This is a genomic window from Peribacillus muralis (assembly GCF_001645685.2).
Taxonomy (GTDB): domain Bacteria; phylum Bacillota; class Bacilli; order Bacillales; family DSM-1321; genus Peribacillus; species Peribacillus muralis_A.
On record NZ_CP017080.1, the window covers coordinates 4,480,827 to 4,504,782 of the forward strand.

A 23,956-nucleotide genomic window follows, 5' to 3' on the forward strand; every position below is an offset into this window, starting at 1 on the left:
GTCGGCTCCCGATCGTTATTTCTTGAATAACCCCTTTAGAACGAAAATAACATTGGCCGGTCTCTCCGCAAGACGGCGCATGAAATATCCATACCAATCCGTTCCATATGGAACATATACCCTCACCTTGTATCCTTCTTCCACAAGTTCAAGCTGCTTTTCATTACGAATGCCATACAACATCTGAAATTCAAAGCAATCACCAGCGATTCCATGGAAATTCACCAGCTCCTTCGTATACTCGATGATCTTATCGTCATGAGTGGCAACCGCTGTGAAATTTCCATTCAGTACATGCTGCTTGATGATTTTCTTGAAATTTTCATCAACATCCTTTTTGTCGGCAAAAGCCACTTCCCTTGACTCTTTGTAAGCGCCTTTGACAAGCCTTAAGTTCGGTTGGAATTCATCCAGCTCTGAAATATCCTTTTCCGTACGATATAGATAAGCCTGAATCACAGTCCCCAATTCATTATATTCAGCCTTTAAGCGTTTGAATACATCCAAAGTCGGCTGACAGCGCGGAAAATCTTCCATGTCAAGAGTGACAAAAACATGATTGGCCTTGGCTTCTTCCAAAATCCTCCGCATATTATCCATGACGACCCGTTCCGACAAATCCAAACCCATCGATGTCAACTTCAAAGAAAGCTGAGAATCCAGATCATTCCTGCCGATCATGCGAATCGCTTCGATACACTGATCTGCCATCTGCCTTGCTTCTTGTTCATCCTCAATGAATTCTCCTAAATAATCTATGGTTACAGCAAGCCCCTTCCGGTTTAAATCGGCAATCACAGCCGAGGCCATTTCCAATGATTCACCTGCAACGAATCGGGATGCCCCAAAACGCAGACCATATTTCCTCGCTGCCCTCGTCATCGTTTTATTCTTGGACAAATATAAGAACAGATTCTTCAACATTCGTTCCATCTGCATTCCCCTCCACATGATCTTCCGGAAAATAAATGCAATAGTTTATCTTATCATTTAATGCAATTTTCAGATATTTAGAAGCGGGAATAAAAAATTTCCTGTAGGGAAAATTAAAGGCGTTTAATGAACACTTAAAGGAGGCAGGATGATGGAACAGCAAAATTCTTTTAACAACCAACAGCAGTCCACAGGCTTAATGAAGCAGCCCCCGGAAATGGTTTCGGTGAAAGACAGCTTATACTTGGCCGATATGCTTGCATGGAATCTGAATGCAATCAAAAAAGCACATTTTTTTGCCACGCAATGCAAAGACCCGCAAATCATTGACGCTTTAAATCGTTGCGGACTCATGCATCAACGCCATTACGATACGATTTTGAACCATTTGGACCCAAACCAAGCTCAGACTCAACAACAATTCCAGTAAAGGAGGGTTCTTGATGCCCAATCAAAACAAAGTCCAAAACCCAGAATCTCCCGTAGCCAAAACACCGCAAATGAACGATCGGGATTTTATAAACGACATGCTCGCCACCGAAAAATACTTCTGCAACTCCCTGTCGGTTGCCTTGCATGAAATGAGTAACCAAGCACTATTCCAAGACATCTTCTCCGTCTCGAAAGAAAACCAGGAGATGCAGCGTGAACTCTATAACCTCATGTTCGAAAAAGGCTGGTACGGCTTGGAAAAAGCGCAAACCGCCAGCCTAAGCCAATCCTATCAGCAATTTTCAGGATACAAAAGCCAATTCCCATATGGCTCAAACATCCAATAATAATCTTGCAGGAGCTGAATTCAGCTCCTTTTTCCTTTGTTGTAAGCTAGCTTTATCTTATGCCATTAGAGGCAAAACTTTAATTCGCGAGTAAAACGGATCAGATTCGCAAGCAACCTTCTATTTTTACGAGATTTGCTCCATTTTCGTCCAAAACACCTGATTTTCTTGATGAAAATGGTTCATTTCATCGGCAAAATCCAATTTGGCGAGTAAACACGACGATTTGGCGAGTAAAGTCCCTTAATTGGCGAGTAAACCTGCTTATTTGGCGAGTAAAGTCCCTAATTTCGCGAGTAAACCTCATCAGATTCGCAAGCAACCCTCTATTTTCACGAGATTTAGCTCCATTTTCGTCCAAAACGCCTGATTTTCTTGATGAAAATGGTTCATTTCATCGGCAAAATCCAATTTGGCGAGTAAACACGACGATTTGGCGAGTAAAGTCCCTTAATTGGCGAGTAAACCTGCTTATTTGGCGAGTAAAGTCCCTAATTTCGCGAGTAAACCTCATCAGATTCGCAAGCAACCTTCTATTTTTACGAGATTTGCTCCATTTTCGTCCAAAACGCCTGATTTTCTTGATGAAAATGGTTCATTTCATCGGCAAAACCCAATTTGGCGAGTAAACACGACGATTTGGCGAGTAAAGTCCTTAAATTGGCGAGTAAACATGCCAATCTGGCGAGTAAAGCTCCTAATTCACCAGCAAGCATGCCAATCTGACACGTATACGCTTTGAATTTCGAAGTCTTTTTAATGTTCATAAAAAAAACCCCTTAGAAAGGGGTATTTCGTATAGCCGGTCCGTTTTTTCTTTAAATATCGGTTGAGAACATATATTTCTTGTAGTGATATCGGATGCTGAATATCAAGCCCATGGCCATCATGTTACCCATTAGCGAGCTTCCTCCGTAGGAGATGAAAGGAAGCGGGATACCGGTAATCGGTAAAAGTCCGACCGTCATGCCGATGTTTTGAAAGACGTGGAACGTCAGCATGCTTATGACTCCAACACAGATATATGTATAGAAGTTATTTTTCGTATCCATCCCCGTTTTGGTGATGTGATAGATCAATAGGAAAAACAGGGAAATGATGATGCTTGAGCCGATGAAGCCGAATTCTTCACCGATGATACTGAATATGAAATCCGAATGACTCTCGGGCAGGTACACTTCCCTTGAGCCGATGCCCTTACCGGTGGTCTGGCCAGAGCCGATGGCCAGTAAGGACTTGGTTAAGTGGTAGCCTTCCGCGCTCGCATAATTATATGGATCGAGCCAGGAGTAGATCCGGCCAAACTGATAGGTTTTTACCCCTAGGTATTTTTCCAGGAACTCTGGCTTCCAAAGGACAAAATAGAAGATCGTCGAAGCGACGACGAGTCCTCCTGACATGATTGGCAGCAAAATCTTCCAGGATATCCCTGATATGAAAATCATGCCGATCATGATGGACAGGATGACGAGCGCCGTACCCAAATCGGGCTGTTGCATGATCAGCATGAGCGGGGCACCCGTCACAATGCCGATTTTGATGAGCAGCCAAAAGTCCGTTTGAATGGTTTTCAGCGTGTTCTTTAGATGATGGTTCGAAATGACATTCGCCAAGGCTAAAATCAGGAACACCTTCATGAATTCGGAGGGCTGGATCGAACCGATTCCAGGTATGATGAACCAGCTTCTTGCACCGTTTCGTTCTGGTACGATGCTTTCTGGCATGATTATAAGCAAAAATAACAAGAACAAGCCGAATCCATAGGCATACCAGGATATTTTTTTTAACTGGTCCGAATCAAGTGTGATGAAGCCTAAAACGATTCCAATTCCTACTATATACCAAAAAATTTGTTTGATCAGGAAGTTTTCCGTGTACTGTCCAGTCGTTTGGGCACTGTAGATCGCTAAGCAGCTTCCCACGCATAATAACAGCAATATCGTGACTAAAGAAAAATCTATTCTTGATGAAAATTTATTTTGTTCTTCCATACTTAACTCTCCCTTAAAAAGGCTCCTGCGATGCATCTTCAAATACACTTATTCATTATACTTTAAACAAATAAAATCACAACTATATCGAAGAATAGTTTACAGGCCAATTCGCATGAAGCCTTTCACCTGGAAAAATCAAGCATGCATTTCTTTCGATCTCCTTCGTTTCAGGAATCTGCTTACCAATCCATGGCTAGGGGAAAAGAGAAAGGCCAGCCCGAATAGGGAAGCTGCGGCGCTCACCATACAACCAGAAATCGAAGCATCCAAAATGGTAGCTGAATAGTAGCCGATGATGGAGCTGAGCACCCCGATCACGATACTGACTTTGATCATCCCACTTAAACGGTCTGACAATAAATAGGCCGTTGCTGCAGGGATGATGAGCATGCCCACCACTAAAATCGAGCCAACACTATCAAAAGAAGCTACGGTAGTCAGTGAAATGAGGCTCATCAACAAATAATGAAACAACAGGACAGGAATCCCCATTGCGGCGGCAAGTGCCGGATCGAAGGAGACAAGCTTGAACTGTTTGAAGAAAGCGAAAATGAGGATGAGGTTCAGGATAAGGCAGCTTCCCACTATCCAAACGGCTTTCGGCCCGGCCTCGATGCCTCCTATTGTCATCGTGTTCCACGGAGTATAGGCGATTTCCCCATACAGGACGTGCTCAAGGTCAAAATCTATTTGTTGCGTATACAAGCTCACCAATACGATTCCCGTGGCGAAGAGGGAGGTGAAGACGATGCCGATCGCCGCGTCGGATTGAACGCCGGACGATTGGAAAAGCTGGATCAGGAATACCGTAAGCAAACCTAGCGCCGCTGCCCCGATCAGCATCGGAACGGAGTCGCGGGTCCCGGTTATCAAAAAGGCCAATACGATTCCCGGTAACACGGAATGACTGATGGCATCCCCTATCAATGTCATCTTCCTTACGATTAAAAAACAACCTAGAACACTGCAGGAGCTCGCTACCAAGGCTCCAACCAAGATAATCCAAAAATCATTCATGATGTATGTCTCCCTTTCCTTCTGCCTTGTTCGAGAGAATAATTCTTTTTCAAGGATATCCTTCTCCACACAGATGAAAGCACTCCACGTTTAGGAGCAAAAAGCATGGAAAAGAAAAACCATACCGTCGCCGATAAAACGATCAATGGCCCTGTTGGCAAATCATTGACGGACGTGCTGATGAGCGTGCCTGACATACCGCTCAGCATTCCGAATATCCCGGACAGGATGACCATGATATGCAGGCGCTCCGTCCAATATCTCGCGGAAACTGCAGGTGTGATCAGTAGGGATGCCATCAATACGACACCGACGGCCTGGATGCCGATCACGACTGCTGCGACAATCAGCATCATGATGAAATAATCAAGAAAAACGACCGGCAATCCCATTCCTTTGGCAAACCCCGGGTCAAAGGATAGTAACTTGAATTCTTTAAAAAATATAGTACAGGTGACGATCAGCACAAAGGAAACCGTCATCATCATATATACATCGGACATGACCATTGACGCCGTCTGCCCGAACAGGAACGTATCCAGACCGCTCTGGTTCCCATACTCACTCTGCTGGATTTGGGTGAGCATGACGATTCCAAAGCCAAAGAAGGAGGATAATACGATTCCCAAGGCTGCATCCTGCTTAATCTTACTGTATCTCGTGAGTATGCTAATCAAGAAAACAGCCACTAAACCTGCCACTGCCGCCCCAATCAGGAAGAAGGAAGTCGATTTCACCCCCGTCAGCATAAAAGCTACGCAGATGCCGGGTAACGCTGCGTGTGCGAGCGTGTCGCCAAGCAAAGATTGCTTTCTGAGATATGCAAAGCTGCCGATGACACCACTGCTTAATCCGAGAAACATCGTGCCAAGCAAAATCCACCTCGTATTTGGATCGGTCATGATATCCAGTATATTCATCGTGTACACCTCATTTTAATAAAAGGCCGGCCTGTGTATCCGATAGTATCGCTAAGCGGCCTCCATAGGTTTCCTGTAAGTATTCGGGAATGAACACTTCTTCTGTCGGACCAATTTTCATCACCTTTTTATTCAATAGCATCGTCCAATCGAAATATTCCTTAACGGTCGAGAGATCATGATGCACAACGAGAACCGTTTTGCCTTTTTCCTTTAATTCCATCAGTAATTGAATAATGGCTTTCTCGGTTGCTGCGTCGACCCCCACGAACGGTTCATCCATGAAATAGATATCCGCTTCCTGTGCCAATGCACGAGCCAGGAATATCCGCTGCTGCTGTCCGCCTGAAAGCTGGCTGATCTGACGGTTGGCGTATTCGACCATCCCTACCTTATCCAAGCATTCCATCGCCTTCTGCCTTTCGGCCTTACCTGGCCGTTTCAGCCAGCCAAGATGTCCATATCTCCCCATCATCACGACATCGAGCGCGTTGGTCGGAAAATCCCAATCCACCGATTCCCGCTGCGGTACATAGCCGATGCTCTTTCTCATTGATTTATACGTGGACCCCTTTATTGTGATGTCTCCGGATAACTTCGGAACCAATTCGAGTATCCCCTTTATCAAGGTCGATTTCCCCGCTCCGTTAGGGCCGATGATACCAATCAAATTCCCTTCCGGAACCTGGAATGAGACATCCTCGACAACTGGTTTCTTATGATAGGCAATCGTTAAATTTTCAACCTTCAAAGCCGCTTGCTCCATTTTTTCTCCCCCTTATTTCAAGGCATGGACGATTGTGTCTGTATTATGACGGACCATACCTATATAGGTTCCTTCCTCCGTACCCTTTTCACCCATCGCATCCGAGAATAATTCACCGCCGATTTTCACGCTGTGGCCCTGCTTGGCAGCTCCTTGAATGACAGCCTCGATCGCCTTCCTCGGAACGCTCGACTCTATGAAAATCGCTTTTATTTGATTCTTCACAAGGTAATTCCGCATATCCGTCACATCTTTTGAGCCATATTCCGACAATGTGTTAATCCCCTGAAGTCCTCTTACGTCCAAGCCATATGACTGTCCGTAGTAACCGAAAGCATCATGTGCCGTAACAAGCACCCTTTGGTCTTCCGGGATTTTATTTATTTCGTCTTGGACGTACCGATCAAGTTCCTCCAACTGCAAAACATACTTTTCGTAATTATCGAGAAACTCCGCTTCATGGTCTGGATCATTGGCAATCAGTTCCTTCTTCACCGCTCCTGCCGCAACGATCCATAGCTTTACATCAAACCAAACGTGCGGATCATGCTCTTTCGCACTTACTTTACGAAGCTGGTTCTCCTTAAAATCTTCCGTTACGGCAATCGTCGGCTTATCCTTGCCCATCATTTCAAAGATATCGGTCATCTTCCCTTCAAGATGCACCCCGTTATAGAAAATCATGTCAGCAGAATCCAAGGTCTTCACATCACCCTGTGTCGCTTTGTACAGATGGGGGTCGACACCCGGTCCCATCAAACTGGTGACTTCAACATGCTTACCGCCGATATTCTCAACCAAGTCGCCAATCATTCCTGTTGTGGCGACGACTTTCATCTTGCCATTGCCTTTTTCCTGTTCTGCCGTGCTATTGTTGCATCCCGTTAACAGGAGCACTGCAGCAAGCATGCCGCCCAGCATTTTTAGAACACCCATCCATATGCCCTCCTTTTTCATCTTTCTAAAAGTTTTTACCTTACGCAAATTTTAGTGTAAATTTTTTTACGTTGTCGCATATACTAAAAAGTTTCCTTTGCTCAACTTATTTTATACTATACACAAATATTCGAAATAAGTGCAACTATTTTAATTCTATAAGATATTTTTTTTGCGATGATTTTCACCAAAATAAAAACTGTCCGGAATGCCGCATTCCAAACAGTAAAGGGTGTTTTTTATGAAGATATAGTTATATGGTGGGCCGGAATGGTGAATATAAGAAGAGGACCTTCTGAAAATCGGTTATTTTGCGCTGTGCATTATACAATCTTCATTTTCCCGGTTTCAAAGATATTGCTAAGTACGCCAATCCCAATTCGATCCCGCATAGTGCTACCAGGGTGATTAAAGTTTGGAACATTTCATTCTCCCTCCTCCCTTAAGACTTCATTCAATCTTAAAGGATGAAACCCATATCATAACAAGCCCCCATGCCAAAAAATATCCAGTGGAAACAACTGCAATCTTGCTCTGAAATGGGTTTCATAGGGTACAATATAAAAAAAGAAAATCGGTGAATCCCATGACAAATATTAAAGAAATTGCCCAATTTGCCGGTGTATCCGTCTCAACGGTGTCTAGGGTATTGAATAATCATCCATATGTAAGCCCCGATAAAAGAGAGAGCGTATTACAAGCGATTGAACGATTGAATTATTCGCGGAACATCAATGCCATTCATCTTTCAAAGGGCAAAACGAACCTTATCGGCATCATCCTCCCCTTCACCAATCATCCGTATTACGGAGCTATCTTGAACGGCATCACTAAGCAGGCAAATGCAATCGGCTATCATGTCGTCATCTTTCAGACCCATTATGAAAGAGAGAAGGAAATCCAGGCTTTGAATATGCTGCAAATGAAGCAGCTCGACGGCATGATCATCTGCTCCCGGATTTCGGAAATGAAAGTCCTTTTGAGCTATCAAAAATATGGTCCGGTCATTTTATGTGAAGATACCGCTCAGGCTGAATTATCATCCATCAGCATCGATCATTATGCAGCTTTTTCCTGTGCACTCGAATATGTTATCGCTAAAGGATATAAGAAGATCGGCTACAGTCTAGGCCGTAAAAAAAGCAGGAACAGCTATCTTCGGGCAAAGGCCTTCGACGACATCATGAAAGAGCATTTGCTTATCAACAATCAGGATTGGCTCTTCGAGGGGAGCTATCATATTAAGGACGGGGTCCGTTTGTATCAGGAATGGAATTCGCTGCAAAACAAACCGGATGCCATCATCATCACGAATGATGACACGGCTGCAGGATTCATCCTGACCGCTAATAAATCCGGCATAAGGATACCTGAAGATGTAGCCATCCTGGGCTTCAATGATGGCAGCCTCAGTGAGATGCTCGATATCTCGACCATATCCTTGCCTTTGGAATGGATCGGGAAAATGGCAGTGGAGCTATTCGAGAATCCCGAAGTCATCAAACATGTGAAATTGGACTACACCCTTATAAAAAGAAAGACTGTTTAACATAGGCAACCTTGAGCTGCTTCTTCCCTTAACTAGGAAAAAATAACCACTTAAATTAACCATTGCTATATCTTTGAGATTATTTTATAATTTTAATATAGTAAAGTTTACTCAATCACTAGCAATCTTTTATAGATGGCAGGAGTAAATATCGTACGACGTCTTCTATTTTAGAGACGCAACGATCATTTTTTAAAATTGAATACTTCCTCATTTACCGATGAGTTAGAGGCTGCAGCTTATAAAAGTATAACGGACGAGATTCTGGAAGATTGACGACTCCGTTAGAAAGGGTAAGTTGCCGAAGTTAGGGTATATTCCATGTATATTCTCGCTGGCGGTGTTGCCGAACAGGAACATCACTGTCACGTTTTTTTTCAAAAACGTGGGGAGCTATCTTCGGAAGGATAAACGGGTTTATTATAAACAGCCGTCGATCTTTTTCGACTGCTGTTTTTTTATTTTTCCGTATCCTTCCAATAAAAAAGGAGTGTAACATCAATTGTCTAATTCTCAGTCAACATCAAGTCCTACTGAATTGAAAAGGAGCCTGAAAGCGCGGCACTTAATGATGATTTCATTAGGTGGAACGATTGGAACAGGTTTATTTTTAGCAAGCGGCGGCGCCATTCATTCGGCCGGTCCCGGCGGTGCCCTGGTGGCATACGCTGTCATCGGCATCATGGTTTATTACTTAATGACAAGTCTTGCGGAAATGGCAGCATACATGCCAGTGGCTGGTTCGTTCCGTGTCTATGCATCTAAATTCGTCGATCCATCCTTCGGTTTTGCAATAGGCTGGAACTATTGGTATAACTGGGCAATCACCATTGCTGCTGAATTGGCAGCCGTTGTTTTAATCATGAAGTTTTGGTTCCCTGATACTCCTTCCTTCATCTGGAGTGCCATTGCCCTAGTCATGATGTTCCTTATCAATTACATGTCCGTGAAAGGTTTTGGCGAAGCCGAATTCTGGTTTGCCATGATCAAAGTCGTGACAGTGGTCATTTTCCTGATCACAGGTGTTCTGATCATTCTTGGCATCATGGGTGGAAAGGATCCCATCGGATTCTCCAACTTCACGATGGGCAACGGTCCCTTCAATGGTGGCTTCTTCACGATTCTAGGCGTATTCATGGCCGCCGGTTTTTCATTCCAAGGAACGGAATTGCTTGGAGTGACGGCGGGTGAAAGCGAAGATCCGGAAAAAAACATTCCTAAGGCAATCAGATCTGTTTTCTGGCGCATTATCTTATTCTACATCCTTGCCATTTTTGTGATTGGCATGATCATTCCGTTTACGGATTCACGACTGCTAAGTGAAGATGTTGCCGTCAGTCCTTTCACGCTAGTTTTCGAGCGTGCCGGTCTTGCCTTTGCAGCCTCCATCATGAACGCGATCATCTTATCATCCGTACTTTCCGCCGGTAATTCCGGCATGTATGCCTCAACCCGTATGCTCTGGGACTTGGCACGTGATGGGAAAGCGCCGAAATTCCTTGGTAAGTTGGATAAACGGGGGGTTCCGGTCAATGCTCTTATCGTAACTGCTTTAGTTGGCTGCCTTGCATTCCTTGCTTCATTTTTCGGGGACGGCGTTGTGTATATCTGGTTATTGAATGCTTCCGGCATGGCCGGATTCGTTACCTGGGTCGGGATTGCGATTGCCCACTATCGGTTCCGAAAAGCATACTCAGCTCAAGGGCTTGACTTGAATGAATTACCATATAGGGCCAAGGGCTTCCCATTCGGTCCGATCTTCGCACTTGTTCTATGTATCATCATCATCATCGGACAAGGCTACCAAGCTTTTTCTAGCGACGGCATCGACTGGAATTCCATGTTCGTATCTTACATCGGCTTAGTTCTTTTCTTCGGCCTATGGCTAGGTTATAAATGGAAGCACAAAACGAAAATCATTCCCCTTGAGGAATGTGATCTTAAAAACAAATGATCCATAATAAGGACCTGGTCTCCTCCATTTAGGGAGACCAGGTCCTTTCGTCATTTCAAAAGATATACACGACATTCATAGGGGCAAAGAGGTTCGAGGGCAATTCCCGTTCCCTCCTGCCCATAGTTTCCGATCAGCTTTGTCGCAGTATGGGAAAGCAGCTCACTTGGCAGCGAAAAAGGGGCATGCTCCTCTTTAAAGTTGCAAAGCACCAGAAGCTTTTCTTTTTTGAATGCTCTTGTATAGGCAAAGATCCTTTCATCATCGGGAAGAAGCAGTTCATAACGGCCATAAACGATGATTTCATATTCTTTTCTTAATGAAATAAGCCTTTTGTAGAAATGAAAAATGGAATCCGGATCATTATAAGCCTTCTCTGCATGGATTTCGCGAAAGTTAGGGTTAACCTTGATCCAGGGGCTTCCTTTCGTAAATCCTGCATTGCGGGAATCATTCCATTGCATCGGTGTTCTTGCATTATCCCTGCTGCGGGCGTGGATGGCTGACATCGTTCTCTCTTTTGACCAGCCATTGAAATGGACGAGTTCGTCGTAGGAATTCAAGGTTTCGATATCCCGGTATTCATCGATGCTTGCAAACGTAACATTGGTCATCCCAAGTTCTTCCCCCTGATAAATATAAGGTGTCCCTTGGAGCATATGAAGACAGGCTGCAAGCATCTTCGCACTCTCGATCCGATACCTCCCGTCATTTCCATACCTTGAGACGACCCGAGGCTGATCGTGATTGTTCCAGTATAAACTATTCCAGCCGTTCCCTTCCAAACCAGTTTGCCATTTTGATAGAATCCGCTTCAAATCACTTAGCTTCCAGTCAGCGTCACTCCACTTCCCTTCCGGTCCTCCGCCTAAATCCATATGTTCGAATTGAAAGACCATATGTAGCTCATCGCGATTCCTTCCCGTATACAATTGCGCTTCCTCCGTTGACACGCCTGGCATTTCCCCAACTGTCATCACATCATATCGAGAAAGGACCTGTTGGTTGATTTCCTGAAGAAACTCATGTATCCGCGGGCCATTCATAAAATAGGGACTTCCGTCGCCATATTGCTTCTGATGATAGATGTGCCCGTCCGAATAGCTCTGATCCTTGGAAATGAAGTTGATGACATCCATCCGGAAGCCATCGACGCCCTTTTCAAGCCACCAAGTCATCATGCTGTAAATTTCTTCACGAAGCTTGCGATTCTCCCAATTTAAATCCGGCTGTTTCTTTGAGAATAGATGTAAGTAATACTCACTCGTTCCTTCATCGTATTCCCATGCCGAACCTTTGAAAACCGACTCCCAATTATTCGGCTCCTTCCCTTGATTGCCAGGCTTCCATATATAATAATCACGTTTTGGGTCATCCTTTGAAGATCGGGACTCCTTGAACCACGAATGCTCATCCGAGGTATGGTTGACGACAAGATCCATCATGATCTTCATTCCACGTTCATGCACCGCCCGCAGCAGCAATTCAAAATCGGCCAGTGTCCCGAATTCGGTCATGATCGATTGATAATCACTGATATCGTACCCATTATCATCATTTGGGGATTGATAAACGGGAGATAACCAGATCACATTCACTCCAAGCTCTTGTAAATAATCAAGCTTTTGCAGGATTCCATTTAGATCGCCTATTCCATCTCCATCACTATCCATAAAACTCCGAGGATACACTTGATACACGACCGCTTCTTTCCACCATGATTTCTCCATACCCTGCTCCCTCCCGATACACAGACACAAGCCTTACCCCCTATTATAAAGCGGGAAACTTCAGAATATTCATCCTTATTCCGATATTCCCGTTTGAATCATTTCAATATCCAAATCCACATCAATTGGAATATGAGGATAGACTGCCTCCCAATGTTTCCGATCGAAGTTCCTTGTTTTACTTTTAGCTTGATCTCCGAGTGCGAGCGGATCTATATTGTATGCTTGAAACATGTTCACCATCTCATTCAATTTCTTCTCGAGGATCCGTTCCGCCTTAGCCTCTATCTTGTTCACGTCGACCGCCCTGTTTAGGTTATAGCCTTGAACCTCCAGCAGGTTGGCTTTAGTTTTCACTGCAACTCTGACCCTCGGATTCCGATTGGCATCGGAGATATGATAATCGACACGTGATTCCACGTTATTGATATTGGTATAGTCATTATCCTTCCATTTGATTTCATAGCTTCCGAGCTTGAAATTTTCACTAAGGATCTTGAATAAGAAGCCGTCATCATAAGGAATGTATTGGCCAATATATTTATCCTTTTTAAACAAGGCGATCCCTTTCACGACGATCAGATCACCCTCCTTCTCCAACAAGGGCATCACCGGATCGATGCCCCTGCCATGACTTGCATATAAATACTTATGCAAATCCACATCAGTCAAGTTCGTCCTCATATTCTGTTCGATCAACTCTTTCACCTGAACGCCAGGAGTTCTGACCAGCTTCGGCTCCATCCTAACGACATCCTCCGCTTTGCCATCAACGATCGCTAAATATAAGTCCCGCCCCACCATCGGGTCGCGGCGATATGTATCCACGTACTCATTCAGCCCTCTTCTAGCCAATTCATCACCGTACAGGATGACTGTCAGCCTCCCGCCGACGATTGGAAATGGCGTTTTGGCATTTTCCTGCTGTCGGGTGGCGTTTATATCATGGGAAATCGCTTCGTATACTTCTTTCCCTAAATTCGCTTCCTCCCCAGGCTGAGGAACACCGACAACGACTGTACCTTTGATTTTATCTTCACCGGCATCGTCATAGCCGACGATTTCTGCGATTAAAACTTCCTCCAATATTTGCTTTTCCACCCCGCACGACGCCAAAACGAAACAGCCCAATGCAATCGATAAAAGTTTGAATTTCACGATTTATGACCCCTTACTTTATATACGATCGCCTGCCATACAAATAAAAACGGAAGATACACATAAATGACATAAAAGCCTATGCGTGAACTGATCGTATTGAATAAATCGATTTTATTACGGTTATCCAAGAAAAGGCAGGCCACTAAAATGACGATCAGAATCATGACCAACAACTTCCTCTGCCTAACCCCGAATGCCCTTTTTGCCGTTCTGCTTGCTGCCCATATCCCTAAGCAAATATTCGGCAGCACCATGAATAGCCACAAGGAAACACCGATGTATTCGAACCTTTCAATGAATGGAAGGTCGGCTATTTTCCATAAGGTCAAAGTGGCCCAAATGACATCCCTCAACTGATCCTGATGGTAATAGGCGATTGAGACGATAAAGGAGATCACGTATACCGTCATGGTGAACAGCACACCTAAATGAGCCCACCTTTGTGAGTGTTCACGCTTTTTAATGAATGGATAATAAATCAGGAGCAATTCAAACCCAAGATAATTCAACGTCATTTTTCTGCAAGCTTTCAGGATTTCCAAGAACGAATGATCAAGAATGGGACCCAGATTCCCAAAATGGGCGTGCTTCAATGGGAAATAATTCAAAAGGATCAAGGGGGAAGTGATGATGAGTCCGATGACACATAAACCTGTAATGACCCTAAACCCTCCCACAACGAAGCTATACACGAGTATGAGGATGATGCTTACTAGCATAAGGATATTCACGCCTGGGAACATCCAAACTTGAATAACCTCCAAATATGTCCTGACAATGATGATGGTGATGGCGATAAAGTACAGAATGAAAAGCGTATTGAAGGCATTTCCTGCCCATTTTCCAAACAAGTCATGATGAATGGCAACCAAATCTAAAGTTTTTGTGCCCTTGCCCAGCATCTTGTAGCACATCCAAACAAGCATATTTATCGTTAACCCTGAAAGGATGATGGACAGCCAAGCATCCTGTCCAGCCTCCTTCGCAATGATCCGTTCAAATCCCAAAACCCCAACGCCAATCTGCATGCCTGGCATAAGGAAAAAAACAAGAAGTGGCGATATCAGCTTCGTTTCATTTGGTTTGACTTCCATACCCTCTCACCGCTTTCCGGACTTTATTCATCAATATCACTCTGGGGACGACTTTTGGATTCATTCCTCTTCCTTATCCTGATTCGATCTTCCGTCCGTAAAAATTGCGGGCGTTTTTTCTGCTTTGAAAAAGGCAGGCGAATTAAACTATCTTTAAAGTCATGAATTCGCATCGGATAGAGCGGCTCTAAATAAGGACTGCCAAGCGAAGTCAATTTCAGTAAATGGCTTAAAATGAAGGCACTGCATAAAACCAGGCCAAATAGTCCATATAATTGGGCTGCCAACAGGAATGGGAAGCGGATGAGCCGAATCGTATTACTGATTTGGTAAATCGGGACAGTAAAGGAGGCCAGTGCTGCCAAGGCAACGAGCATCAATAATACATTACTGACAAACCCTGCTTCCACAGCCGCTGAACCAATGACGATACCACCGACAATACCGATGGTGGAACCAACCTTGGTAGGAAGCCTGACCGAAGCTTCCCTGAGTAGCTCAATCGTTCCTTCCAGTATGATCGCCTCCAGGATCGGCGGAAATGGAATCACTCCCCTTGACGATATTAAAACTGGCAATAGATCGGTCGGTATCACCTGATAATGATAGGTTATGACGGCAACATACATTGACGATGAAAAAATGGAAAAGAGAACGGCGAATAGGCGGATCAACCGAAAGGAAGTGCCAAGGTTCCAAATTTGCAAATAATCTTCAAATGACGAAAAAAATGAAATGATGGTGTTGGGCCCGACCAATGCATGCGGCGACCCATCAAGCATGATTCCTATTTTCCCTTCCGAAATTACAGAAGCCAGATGATCAGGCCTCTCCGTCTCAATGAGCTGCGGAAACATCGAATTCCGATTATCGGTGATCATCTGACCTACGAACGAAATATCTACGATCGTATCATAATCTATATCACCAATTCTCTGCACGACTGTATCAACGATCTGTTGGTTAACGATGCCATCCATATAGAGCACGACTAACTTTGTTTGAGAAATGCTCCCCACCCTAAATTCCCTGGACCGCAATTCGGGAATGGGTAACCGATTGCGGATGAGATTCAAATTCGTATCAAGCGATTCAACAAAAGCTTCCTTAGGTCCAGCTACCGTATACTCAGACTCGGGTATGGAAGTCTGCCTCTTCACACTGTGAACGCAAGGGATCAACAAGCACGATTCATCAGCCTTCCTTGATTGGATCATGATCGATCCAGACATGACCATTCGTTGAATGACGGCTACTTCAGAGGTCTCTTTACTATCTTCCATTGGTATATCGCCTTTTATTTGCCGGAGGCTCCTTCTTGGCTGATCTTTGATCACAGCCAATATATGCTCATGTAACTTTTGATCATTGACTAGAGAATGAAAATAAGAAATCGTATAGCCATCTTCATCGGGGAATTGGAAGGTAAGAAAATCATTGGATGCTTCAAACTTTTCAAGCAATTCCTGAAAGTTCCTGGATGTCCCCTGAACAGCTGCTTCTTTATCTCTCTTGCCCTTAAAGAACCTCACACTTCCACCCCCCTCGTGACAAAACCTCCAGTTTTTAATTATTGTATCCATTCTCTTTAAAGTTACTCATGACCGGCCGCTACCAAACGAACTGCCGATATAGAAAAAGGCCTAACCGAATTTCATGCCTTTTAAAGGCATGAAATTCCAGATAGGCCTTAACAATTGATTCGACTTACCTTGAGCTTGGGAAAACGCGATGTACAAGCTCCTTGAATTCATCAGCGAATCCTGCGACAGGTTTTCCATTTTGAATATCATTTGAATAGCCATCCATCCTTTGAACAAAGTCTGGGTTTGTCGACACATGAACTTTATCCACGGAAGGATCGGCTCCCCTTACTGCATCTGCCACTCTATGCTTCAGATCATTCGAGACGTCTTTAGCTCCGCTGTCGTCTGTAAGGACAGCAGCAACATAAGCATGATGATCCGTAACAATGACCTTGGCGCTTTTTACGTCCTTCAGGGCCTCGACGCGATTGGAGATATCATCGGAAACCCTCATATCGTTTACACCATTATCATTATTTCGCATGTTATTTACATTTTGCCTAGTGTCACTGACATTCATTGGATTTTCATAATTATTTTGGTTCGTGCGATTCAGGCCAAGATTTTCACTTGCCCCTTCTTTCCCATTGGAATTACAACCCGTTACCACCAATGCCACCATTGCACTTGATATGATTGCTTTATAATTCATTCTTTCACTCCTCTCAAATGGTTTAACGTTACTATTTGCAAGGAGGAAGTAAATTATTCAGATGAATTGATATGATCAGGTACGATAAATTCGTACAGCGTAAAAATTTGACCGTTTCATTGCACTGCAGGCATTCCCTTCCCTTGGGCGGTCCGGGGCAGGTGTCTCGTTCCTTCCGTTCCAATCCACTTTAAATACGTTAATATTATCAAATAATGGAAATTACCTTAAATTGGAATACAAAAAAAATACCGTCCGCAAAATACAGACAGTATCTTCTTTGAGTTGCTTTTACCCGGCTTACCTTCCACTCATGAAGGTGCTAACGGATTACCCATCACTTCTTTTTCTGATGCTTAGCTTATCGCCTTTTATCGTATACCATAAGTTCTTGAATGGTTCTGGTGTTCGTTTGGCCGCATCCACTGTATATTGGACAGCCTCTTTTTTATACTGAACATCTTCCGTGATTTCCTTCTGTGTCAGGGAGAGTTGATCCGTTTCGGATTTGATTTGATCCGTTTTTGCCTGAATGCGTGTTACCGTTTCATTCACATTCTCGATTGTCGGCTTGGAATCCTTGAAGGTTTTGAAAGCAAAAAAAGCTAAATAAATAAGAGCTCCGATAAAGAGGGCAAGACTGATGTAGACAATGACCACCTAAATTCCTCCTTCATGTTTTACCTTTACTATACCCTTAATCATCAGCGGAAAACGATTACCCATGTATTTTCTTTTATGCCTGGTCATATTATTAAAAGAAAAAGGAGGAATGAACATGAATCAGATGCCGCTACTAAAAGCCTGCTTCAAGGCTGGGATGCACTTCATCAGACACTTAACCATCCAGCAGGCTGCCGTTATAGCAGGAATCATCTTTTTAATCATTCATCCAGAAATCTTCAGCCCGATTTGGATCACACTCGCAGCCTCCGTCCTCGTATTGATCCTGCTTTGACGTGCTCGACTATGCCCCTATCAGGGGACCTTCAGCCAGTGTAAAGCGCAGGAGCCCATGGATAACCACGCTAAAAAAGTTTAATCAAACGATTGATTAAACAGGGATTTGCCTTGCGCAGCAACCTTTCTCCCTATCAACCCTCATTATCATTTCGAAAATGAAACAACGTTCGTAAAAGTGAGCTATTACGAACGTCCCTGTACAACTCTCCTCTTTCAATCAGAGGAATCATCATAATTATCTTTATTGTCTTTTTTTAAGCTATAATATACACATAAATAGAAGGTCAGGATAACAATTATATAAAAAGAAAGACTAACAGCCCAACCGGGAATGAAATCCAAAATATCTGTTAGGGAAAGGACTATTAAACACGCAAACGGTACTAAACACAGCAACCATATATAATCTTTATCCCTAATCACTTTAATTATCAATATTACCGCTAACACTGTACTAATCACTATACTAGACATTAAATCACCTTATAGTAGCCGCGAGAAAAAGTATAAACATCGACAGCCATAGCGGCAGGTCCAAAGATAGCCCTACCACCCATTTTAAGGCCAATTCTACTTGCCTTGGTTCTCTTCAATACCCTGCCTCTTGCTTTCTTTTCAGACTTTTTATTCTTCTTGTACGCCATAGTCCCTTCATGGAATCCTCCAAATCCTCTTCCAACAGCTCCACTGTAACCATCACCTATATAGGATTTTTTTACTGCCTTAAATCCTTGTTTAATTGCATAAAGATTTCTTTTGCGGTTTAGAACTAAAGTCATCCCGTACCATGCTCGTTTTCCATCAGGATCAACCAACATAACTGGATTATTATCTGCAAAGTTATAACCATTCTGTGTAATAGGGTTTTTCTTATCCCTTAATCTGGGATTAAGGAAATCATACCACTAAACCCTACATAATAGGTACTATTATCCAGTTATTATTCATAAAATTCAAAAACATATAACTTTTAGGGCAATATGAATCATTCATCAAGTAAATAGAATAGCCCATTTTGTCGATATGCGTAGGCAGCTTCCGCTCAGCGATATCTAGATTGAGCAACCGTAAATAATAAATGGAAAATTATAAAAATTGTGTATAATGAAGCTATATCATGTATTTTCAAGGAGGAGTCTTGTTCATGAATGCTCTTATTCAACAATTCAGGGATTTACCGACTACGGCCATTTCGGATGCCATGGGGGGGATGAGTAATCTGGATTCGGCAATAAAACCGTTAGATGGGGATTATCGTTTTGCTGGACGGGCTTTGACGGTACAGGTGCCTGTCGGTGATAATTCAGCGGTCTTGAAAGCCATCGGCGAGGCCAACCCAGGAGATATCATCGTCGTTGACTGCAAAGGCGATACATACCGGGCAATAGCGGGAGATTTTGTCGTAGGCATGATGCAGACGATGGAAATAGGGGCGCTTGTAGTCGACGGGGTCATCCGTGATCTTAACGCGATCAAAGACTTGAAATTTCCTGTGTTTTGCAAAGGAAGCACCATTGCTTCAAGTGGCAAGGCGGGCGTTGGGGAAACGAATGTCCCCATATCCTGTGGCGGAGTTGCTGTGTTTCCTGGGGACATCATCGTCGGGGACGCAGATGGGGTCGTTGTCATTCCTCAAGCAAGGGGAGAAGAAATCCTGGTACACGCAAAAGATAAAATCAAAAAGGATGAAGAACGGGCCGAAAAGTATGCAGGAAAGCCTGCAGAAATTAGAAAATATATTGCCTTGATGACGAATAAAGCATGAGCTGCACATAAAAGAACAGGCAGGAAGCCATTGCTTCCTGCCTGTTTCGTTTGTTTTGCTTTATTTCCCTGTTTCGGCTTCCTTTGAACCATCTTCTTCATACGTGTAATCATAATCAGTAGGGTCTATTGGTTTAAAGCCATTCGGCGTGTAGAAACGGAGTAAGTCCCCGTTCACGACTTGGTCGGATAAATTGAGCATCGTTTCAGCTCTCTTTTTATAATTGAGGATGTCATCATTTTCCTCGACCAATTCGCCTGTTTTCGTATCGTAGTATTTCCCTTTAATGGAGGTGACATCTGGTGTTACAAAATCACCATTCCTGAAAGGCACTACTTCATTATGATCTTTTGACAATAAATCCGAACCGAATTGTACATAATCCTTTGATTCAACACCTAACAGATGCAATAAGGTCGGAAGGAGGTCAATCTGTCCTCCGTACTGATGCATTTCCCCGCCTTTAACACCCGGTGCATGAATCAATAGTGGTACACGTTGCAATTGGGCATTTTCAAATGCGCCAACATCCTTGCCAAGCACTTTTGACATGGCTTCTTTATGGTTTTCGGAAATACCATAATGATCACCATACATAACGATTACCGAGTTGTCATATAGGCCTGATTTTTTCAGATAATCGAAGAACTCCCTTAATGCTTCATCGGCATAGCGTGCTGTTTGGAAGTAATTATCGACCGAAGCATCGCCGGTCGTTTGTTTACCGATTGTTGCTTTTTCCTGATCCATCGCATATGGGAAGTGATGAGATACCGTTATGAATTTTGTATAGAAAGGCTGTTTTAGCGTTTCTAACATCGGAATCGATTCTTTGAAGAACGGTTTATCCATCAAACCATAACTAAGCACTTCTTCTTTGTTTTCCATATTATAATGGTTAGCATCGAAAAACTGATTGAAGCCAAGTGACTTATACATCTTATCCCGGTTCCAGAAGGATTTATAATTACCATGGAAAACGGCAGAGGTATACCCTTTTTGCCCTAAAATCGCTGGTGCAGCTTGATACGTGTTTTGCGATCTGTTTGTGAATGCTGCCCCCTGCGGTAAACCGAAAAGTGAATTTTCCAGCATGAACTCTGCATCGGCCGTCTTACCTTGGCCCACTTGGTGGAAGAAATTATCAAAGTACATGAAATCCGAATTATCATGTGCAAGTGAGTTTAGAAATGGTGTTACCTCTTCGCCATTCAGCTTATAATCGATCATGAAATTCTGCATCGATTCCAGGTGCAAGTAAATGACGTTCTTTCCTTCAGCTTTACCAAAATACTTAGGATTCGGTTCAGCGCTTGTTGCCTTCGTATAGTTGACCACTTCTGCTATATCCGTACTATTTGCAGTTGCTCGCTGCGCATACGTTTTTGTATTTTGAACAGCATCGTAAACCGTATAGTTGAACATTCCCAAGTACTTGACGATATAGTTGCGGTCGAAAGTCCTTGATAGCAATTGCGGACGATCTTTTTCGGCAAGTCCTAAATTAATGGCAAAGATCGCAAGTCCCGCCAAGTAAACCAATCCAATCGTACGGCGTTTGACTCTGATTTCTTCTATTTTAAAGTTTCTGAATCGGTACAACACGATCAACAGGACCGTATCAAGGAAATAAAATACATCATGTCCTTTAAATAATTCCAAAATACTCGGTCCTAAATCCCCGGCATTTTGCACTTGTGTCAAAGTCGGCAAAGTGATGAAATCGGTAAATGAACGGTAATAAACTATATTGAAGAACAACCATAACGTCATCAATAAGTTCAGCCTGATAATCCATTTAAACGACTTTTTGCCCTTCGCCAATAGTGCCAAGCCAAAGAATAAAATGGCTGAACTAATCGGGTTTATGAACAGCAGGAACTGCTGGAGGCCGTTCTCAAGGCCTAAGTTAAATTCGACTCGATATCCAATATAAGTTTTTATCCAAAACAATACTACTGCAATAAAGAAAAAGCCTAGTATGTTATTTGCAAATAAATGCCGGCTTTTTTTAAGAAAATTATTCATGCTTTCACCTCTATTAATCTAGTGGTTTATTTATATAAACTTTTGCATAAGGATTTAGGACGAAAAATCGCAAGACCTATAATAGCATTCTTTCGCTCCGATAGTCAAGATGGTGACAAACCACTTTTTGCCACGATCATCATGGAACACTTCTTTAGCTTATGAACAAGCCTTTGAAATAATAACAGCGTTCCATCCGTCTTGAGTCTTCTACACGACTATAACAAATATATAGGATTCCCTGATCTTATTCCAATAAATATCACCGTAACTTTTTCAGGGAGTTTGAGTATTACGTTCACTTCTTCAGGCTTTTACTATTATAAACGACTACTTATAAAAAAACCAGTACATTACAAAATATGTAAAGATATAAATCTACGTTTACTTCTATGCCTGTAGTTTGTCCATGTGTTCTTTCCAGCTAATTCGACAACGAAAATTCGGATGGACTTTTCCCTATGGCTCGCTTACTTCTATCCTTTATTTCTTTATTAAGCCCTCACCGCAATGAACCTTTGTCCATATCACCGAAAGTTGAACATTCCAGTATATAACAAAAATACTGTATGCTCGCTTCTCTTTTCATTCGCCCATTTTCGACATCATCTCTGAACAGACCCTGTCCTGAATTTTTTAAAACAAACCGTAAAATGTCATCAAAATTTCACGAGTATTTTTTTACACCATCATAGGGTTGATTTTCCAAACCGCATGGATACGTATTAATGAACCTTTATGTTTGTCCATATTCACGTCCAAAATGAACCATCCGTTCTGCTTACACTATAATAGGAAGAAACTATTTTTTTCATGATCAATTTTGGTTTTTTTTTGAAACTTGCCCTCGTCCAACCCCGTTACCATATTGACTCATATGTTTCCCTCTACACTGGATTGAATTCATCCAACCTTTTCTTAAATATATATGAACACAGTCAAATTTATTATATAAATAAAAAAAACCTGCCCTCAATCGAGGGCAGGCACTTTTAAAAACGATATTTCCCTGTTATTTGATACCTTCAGAAATTTCTTTCACCATCTCATCAACGGATTCCAGTCCGCCTCCGGATAGGTACCAGTAGTTAGGGTCAAGATAAATGATGTTACCATCTTTAAATGCTTTAGTATTTTTCACGATGTCATTTTCGACTGTTTCTTTTGCAGCAGCGCCATCACCGACAACCGCATCTCTGTCAACAACGAATAAGTAGTCTGGATTCTTTTCGGCAATATATTCGAAAGAAACGCTCTGACCATGTGTCGATACTTCCAATTTATCATCGACAGCAGGTACTCCGAATACATCATGGATGATTCCGAATCTTGAAGCCGGTCCGTAAGCACTTACTTTACCGCCATTTGCAAGAACGATTAAACCTTTTTTATCAGCTGGAACTTTTTCCTTCAACGCATTAATGTTTTCTTCAACACTAGCCAATTCTTTAGACGCTTCATCTTCTTTACCGAAGATTTTGCCCAAAAGCGTTACATTCTCTTTAAATGATTCCATATACTTTGTTGTATCAACACCTACAAATACGGTAGGGGCAATTTTGCTTAGTTCTTCATATGCTTCGGATTGACGACCTGAAATCAGGATTAAGTCTGGAGCCAATTCGTTGATTTTTTCGAAGTCAGGCTCTTTTAACCCGCCAGCATTCTCTGTTGTATCTTTATAATTAGAAAGGTATTTCGGAAGGCCATCATGTGGGACTGCCGCCACTTCCACACCAAATTTATCAAGAGTATCAAGGGCACCCATATCGAATACCACGACTTTTTTAGGATTCGTTTTCACTTTCGTTTCGCCTAATTGGTGCTTAACCGTAATTTCTTCACTTTTAGCCGTTTCCTTTTTCGCACCTGATTCTTCTTTTTCCTTATCTGATCCACAAGCAACAGCCACTACAGCCAGCATTGCAATTAGTAGCAATACAGATAATTTCTTTATCATTTTGGTCACCTCGAAAAATATTTTTTATTTAAAATCACTTACGGATCCTTACCATCCCAAAATCATCATCGCCAATTCTCATTCTCCCTGAAACAGGAGGCAGCTATAATCATGGGCGCCCGCCAACTTTTAACAGCCAAATGGATGGGCGAAGTGCTCCTGGAACGGT

Annotated in this window: 22 protein-coding genes and 1 riboswitch; of the genes, 6 read left to right on the top strand and 16 right to left on the bottom strand. The window is 42.8% G+C overall.

The window, feature by feature from the left end; all coding sequences use genetic code 11:
* Positions 1 to 15: 15 nt before the first annotated feature.
* A complete protein-coding gene (locus ABE28_RS21825) occupies positions 16 to 933 on the bottom strand; it encodes a proline dehydrogenase family protein (protein ID WP_064467284.1) in 918 nt (305 codons plus the stop codon).
* A gap of 148 nt (positions 934 to 1,081) precedes the next feature.
* Between ABE28_RS21825 and ABE28_RS21830 the strand changes: the two genes are divergently transcribed.
* Positions 1,082 to 1,363: a hypothetical protein gene (locus tag ABE28_RS21830; RefSeq protein ID WP_306807308.1), complete on the top strand. Its 282-nt coding sequence runs from the start codon at positions 1,082 to 1,084 to the stop codon at positions 1,361 to 1,363.
* A gap of 13 nt (positions 1,364 to 1,376) precedes the next feature.
* On the top strand, positions 1,377 to 1,712 hold the full coding sequence (locus ABE28_RS21835; RefSeq protein ID WP_064467282.1) for a spore coat protein: 336 nt from the start codon (positions 1,377 to 1,379) through the stop codon (positions 1,710 to 1,712).
* 539 nt (positions 1,713 to 2,251) lie between these two features.
* Here ABE28_RS21835 and ABE28_RS21840 read toward each other — a convergent pair.
* The 6 genes from ABE28_RS21840 to ABE28_RS21865 all read right to left on the bottom strand — a co-directional run bounded on the left by ABE28_RS21840 (position 2,252) and on the right by ABE28_RS21865 (position 7,345).
* Complete coding sequence (locus tag ABE28_RS21840) at positions 2,252 to 2,479, bottom strand: hypothetical protein (RefSeq protein ID WP_064467281.1); 228 nt, start codon at positions 2,477 to 2,479, stop codon at positions 2,252 to 2,254.
* Positions 2,480 to 2,530: 51 nt separating this feature from the next.
* On the bottom strand, positions 2,531 to 3,703 hold the full coding sequence (gene rodA / locus ABE28_RS21845) for a rod shape-determining protein RodA (protein ID WP_064467280.1): 1,173 nt from the start codon (positions 3,701 to 3,703) through the stop codon (positions 2,531 to 2,533).
* A 138-nt stretch (positions 3,704 to 3,841) separates the two neighbouring features.
* Positions 3,842 to 4,723 carry a metal ABC transporter permease gene (locus tag ABE28_RS21850; RefSeq protein WP_064467279.1) on the bottom strand — a complete coding sequence of 294 codons (882 nt, stop codon included), beginning with the start codon at positions 4,721 to 4,723 and terminating at the stop codon, positions 3,842 to 3,844.
* On the bottom strand, positions 4,720 to 5,643 hold the full coding sequence (locus ABE28_RS21855; protein ID WP_064467278.1) for a metal ABC transporter permease: 924 nt from the start codon (positions 5,641 to 5,643) through the stop codon (positions 4,720 to 4,722). The genes ABE28_RS21850 and ABE28_RS21855 overlap by 4 nt, the downstream gene beginning before the upstream one ends.
* Before the next feature lie 10 nt (positions 5,644 to 5,653).
* The gene (locus ABE28_RS21860) at positions 5,654 to 6,409 is read right to left on the bottom strand and encodes a metal ABC transporter ATP-binding protein (RefSeq protein WP_064467277.1); all 756 of its coding nucleotides are present in this window, start codon (positions 6,407 to 6,409) and stop codon (positions 5,654 to 5,656) included.
* 12 nt (positions 6,410 to 6,421) lie between these two features.
* Positions 6,422 to 7,345: a metal ABC transporter solute-binding protein, Zn/Mn family gene (locus ABE28_RS21865; RefSeq protein ID WP_306807309.1), complete on the bottom strand. Its 924-nt coding sequence runs from the start codon at positions 7,343 to 7,345 to the stop codon at positions 6,422 to 6,424.
* Between the two features lie 586 nt (positions 7,346 to 7,931).
* Here ABE28_RS21865 and ABE28_RS21870 point away from each other — a divergent pair.
* Entirely contained in the window at positions 7,932 to 8,894 is a 963-nt protein-coding gene (locus ABE28_RS21870; protein ID WP_064467275.1) for a LacI family DNA-binding transcriptional regulator, read from the top strand.
* A 218-nt stretch (positions 8,895 to 9,112) separates the two neighbouring features.
* Positions 9,113 to 9,298, top strand: a riboswitch (Lysine riboswitch).
* 98 nt (positions 9,299 to 9,396) lie between these two features.
* The gene (locus ABE28_RS21875; protein ID WP_064467274.1) at positions 9,397 to 10,848 is read left to right on the top strand and encodes an amino acid permease; all 1,452 of its coding nucleotides are present in this window, start codon (positions 9,397 to 9,399) and stop codon (positions 10,846 to 10,848) included.
* A 50-nt stretch (positions 10,849 to 10,898) separates the two neighbouring features.
* On the opposite strand, the gene ABE28_RS21880 is transcribed toward ABE28_RS21875, so the two are convergent.
* The 6 genes from ABE28_RS21880 to ABE28_RS21905 form a co-directional block, all read right to left on the bottom strand.
* Positions 10,899 to 12,578, bottom strand: coding sequence for a glycoside hydrolase family 13 protein (locus ABE28_RS21880; protein ID WP_064467273.1), 1,680 nt, complete (start codon positions 12,576 to 12,578; stop codon positions 10,899 to 10,901).
* Positions 12,579 to 12,653: 75 nt separating this feature from the next.
* Positions 12,654 to 13,736 carry a Ger(x)C family spore germination protein gene (locus ABE28_RS21885; RefSeq protein ID WP_064467272.1) on the bottom strand — a complete coding sequence of 361 codons (1,083 nt, stop codon included), beginning with the start codon at positions 13,734 to 13,736 and terminating at the stop codon, positions 12,654 to 12,656.
* Positions 13,733 to 14,833, bottom strand: coding sequence for a GerAB/ArcD/ProY family transporter (locus ABE28_RS21890; protein WP_064467271.1), 1,101 nt, complete (start codon positions 14,831 to 14,833; stop codon positions 13,733 to 13,735). The genes ABE28_RS21885 and ABE28_RS21890 overlap by 4 nt, the downstream gene beginning before the upstream one ends.
* A gap of 23 nt (positions 14,834 to 14,856) precedes the next feature.
* A complete protein-coding gene (locus ABE28_RS21895) occupies positions 14,857 to 16,365 on the bottom strand; it encodes a spore germination protein (RefSeq protein WP_257390661.1) in 1,509 nt (502 codons plus the stop codon).
* Between the two features lie 175 nt (positions 16,366 to 16,540).
* Positions 16,541 to 17,071, bottom strand: a complete 531-nt coding sequence (locus tag ABE28_RS21900; protein ID WP_064467270.1) for a YhcN/YlaJ family sporulation lipoprotein — start codon at positions 17,069 to 17,071, stop codon at positions 16,541 to 16,543.
* Between the two features lie 330 nt (positions 17,072 to 17,401).
* On the bottom strand, positions 17,402 to 17,731 hold the full coding sequence (locus ABE28_RS21905; protein WP_064467269.1) for a DUF948 domain-containing protein: 330 nt from the start codon (positions 17,729 to 17,731) through the stop codon (positions 17,402 to 17,404).
* A gap of 118 nt (positions 17,732 to 17,849) precedes the next feature.
* On the opposite strand from ABE28_RS21905, the gene ABE28_RS21910 reads away from it, so the two are divergent.
* Positions 17,850 to 18,029: a hypothetical protein gene (locus tag ABE28_RS21910; protein ID WP_064467268.1), complete on the top strand. Its 180-nt coding sequence runs from the start codon at positions 17,850 to 17,852 to the stop codon at positions 18,027 to 18,029.
* Positions 18,030 to 18,507: 478 nt separating this feature from the next.
* Here the strand turns inward: ABE28_RS21910 and ABE28_RS21920 are convergent, their stop codons facing one another.
* A complete protein-coding gene (locus ABE28_RS21920) occupies positions 18,508 to 18,813 on the bottom strand; it encodes a hypothetical protein (RefSeq protein WP_156775879.1) in 306 nt (101 codons plus the stop codon).
* A gap of 365 nt (positions 18,814 to 19,178) precedes the next feature.
* Between ABE28_RS21920 and ABE28_RS21925 the strand changes: the two genes are divergently transcribed.
* A complete protein-coding gene (locus ABE28_RS21925) occupies positions 19,179 to 19,799 on the top strand; it encodes an RraA family protein (RefSeq protein ID WP_064467265.1) in 621 nt (206 codons plus the stop codon).
* A gap of 60 nt (positions 19,800 to 19,859) precedes the next feature.
* Here the strand turns inward: ABE28_RS21925 and ABE28_RS21930 are convergent, their stop codons facing one another.
* Together ABE28_RS21930 and ABE28_RS21935 are read right to left on the bottom strand one after the other, a co-directional pair.
* Complete coding sequence (locus ABE28_RS21930) at positions 19,860 to 21,827, bottom strand: lipoteichoic acid synthase (protein ID WP_064467264.1); 1,968 nt, start codon at positions 21,825 to 21,827, stop codon at positions 19,860 to 19,862.
* A gap of 1,012 nt (positions 21,828 to 22,839) precedes the next feature.
* Positions 22,840 to 23,784, bottom strand: coding sequence for a siderophore ABC transporter substrate-binding protein (locus ABE28_RS21935; protein WP_180320025.1), 945 nt, complete (start codon positions 23,782 to 23,784; stop codon positions 22,840 to 22,842).
* Between the last annotated feature and the right edge of the window lie 172 nt (positions 23,785 to 23,956).

Bases quoted from the DNA above. Each gene is read 5' to 3' on its own strand.
- ABE28_RS21825 (WP_064467284.1), bottom strand. From the start codon at position 933: ATGGAACGAATGTTGAAGAATCTGTTCTTATATTTGTCCAAGAATAAA.
- ABE28_RS21830 (WP_306807308.1), top strand. From the start codon at position 1,082: ATGATGGAACAGCAAAATTCTTTTAACAACCAACAGCAGTCCACAGGC.
- ABE28_RS21835 (WP_064467282.1), top strand. From the start codon at position 1,377: ATGCCCAATCAAAACAAAGTCCAAAACCCAGAATCTCCCGTAGCCAAA.
- ABE28_RS21840 (WP_064467281.1), bottom strand. From the start codon at position 2,479: ATGAACATTAAAAAGACTTCGAAATTCAAAGCGTATACGTGTCAGATT.
- rodA (WP_064467280.1), bottom strand. From the start codon at position 3,703: ATGGAAGAACAAAATAAATTTTCATCAAGAATAGATTTTTCTTTAGTC.
- ABE28_RS21850 (WP_064467279.1), bottom strand. From the start codon at position 4,723: ATGAATGATTTTTGGATTATCTTGGTTGGAGCCTTGGTAGCGAGCTCC.
- ABE28_RS21855 (WP_064467278.1), bottom strand. From the start codon at position 5,643: ATGAATATACTGGATATCATGACCGATCCAAATACGAGGTGGATTTTG.
- ABE28_RS21860 (WP_064467277.1), bottom strand. From the start codon at position 6,409: ATGGAGCAAGCGGCTTTGAAGGTTGAAAATTTAACGATTGCCTATCAT.
- ABE28_RS21865 (WP_306807309.1), bottom strand. From the start codon at position 7,345: ATGGGTGTTCTAAAAATGCTGGGCGGCATGCTTGCTGCAGTGCTCCTG.
- ABE28_RS21870 (WP_064467275.1), top strand. From the start codon at position 7,932: ATGACAAATATTAAAGAAATTGCCCAATTTGCCGGTGTATCCGTCTCA.
- ABE28_RS21880 (WP_064467273.1), bottom strand. From the start codon at position 12,578: ATGGAGAAATCATGGTGGAAAGAAGCGGTCGTGTATCAAGTGTATCCT.
- ABE28_RS21890 (WP_064467271.1), bottom strand. From the start codon at position 14,833: ATGGAAGTCAAACCAAATGAAACGAAGCTGATATCGCCACTTCTTGTT.
- ABE28_RS21900 (WP_064467270.1), bottom strand. From the start codon at position 17,071: ATGAATTATAAAGCAATCATATCAAGTGCAATGGTGGCATTGGTGGTA.
- ABE28_RS21910 (WP_064467268.1), top strand. From the start codon at position 17,850: ATGAATCAGATGCCGCTACTAAAAGCCTGCTTCAAGGCTGGGATGCAC.
- ABE28_RS21920 (WP_156775879.1), bottom strand. From the start codon at position 18,813: ATGACTTTAGTTCTAAACCGCAAAAGAAATCTTTATGCAATTAAACAA.
- ABE28_RS21925 (WP_064467265.1), top strand. From the start codon at position 19,179: ATGAATGCTCTTATTCAACAATTCAGGGATTTACCGACTACGGCCATT.
- ABE28_RS21930 (WP_064467264.1), bottom strand. From the start codon at position 21,827: ATGAATAATTTTCTTAAAAAAAGCCGGCATTTATTTGCAAATAACATA.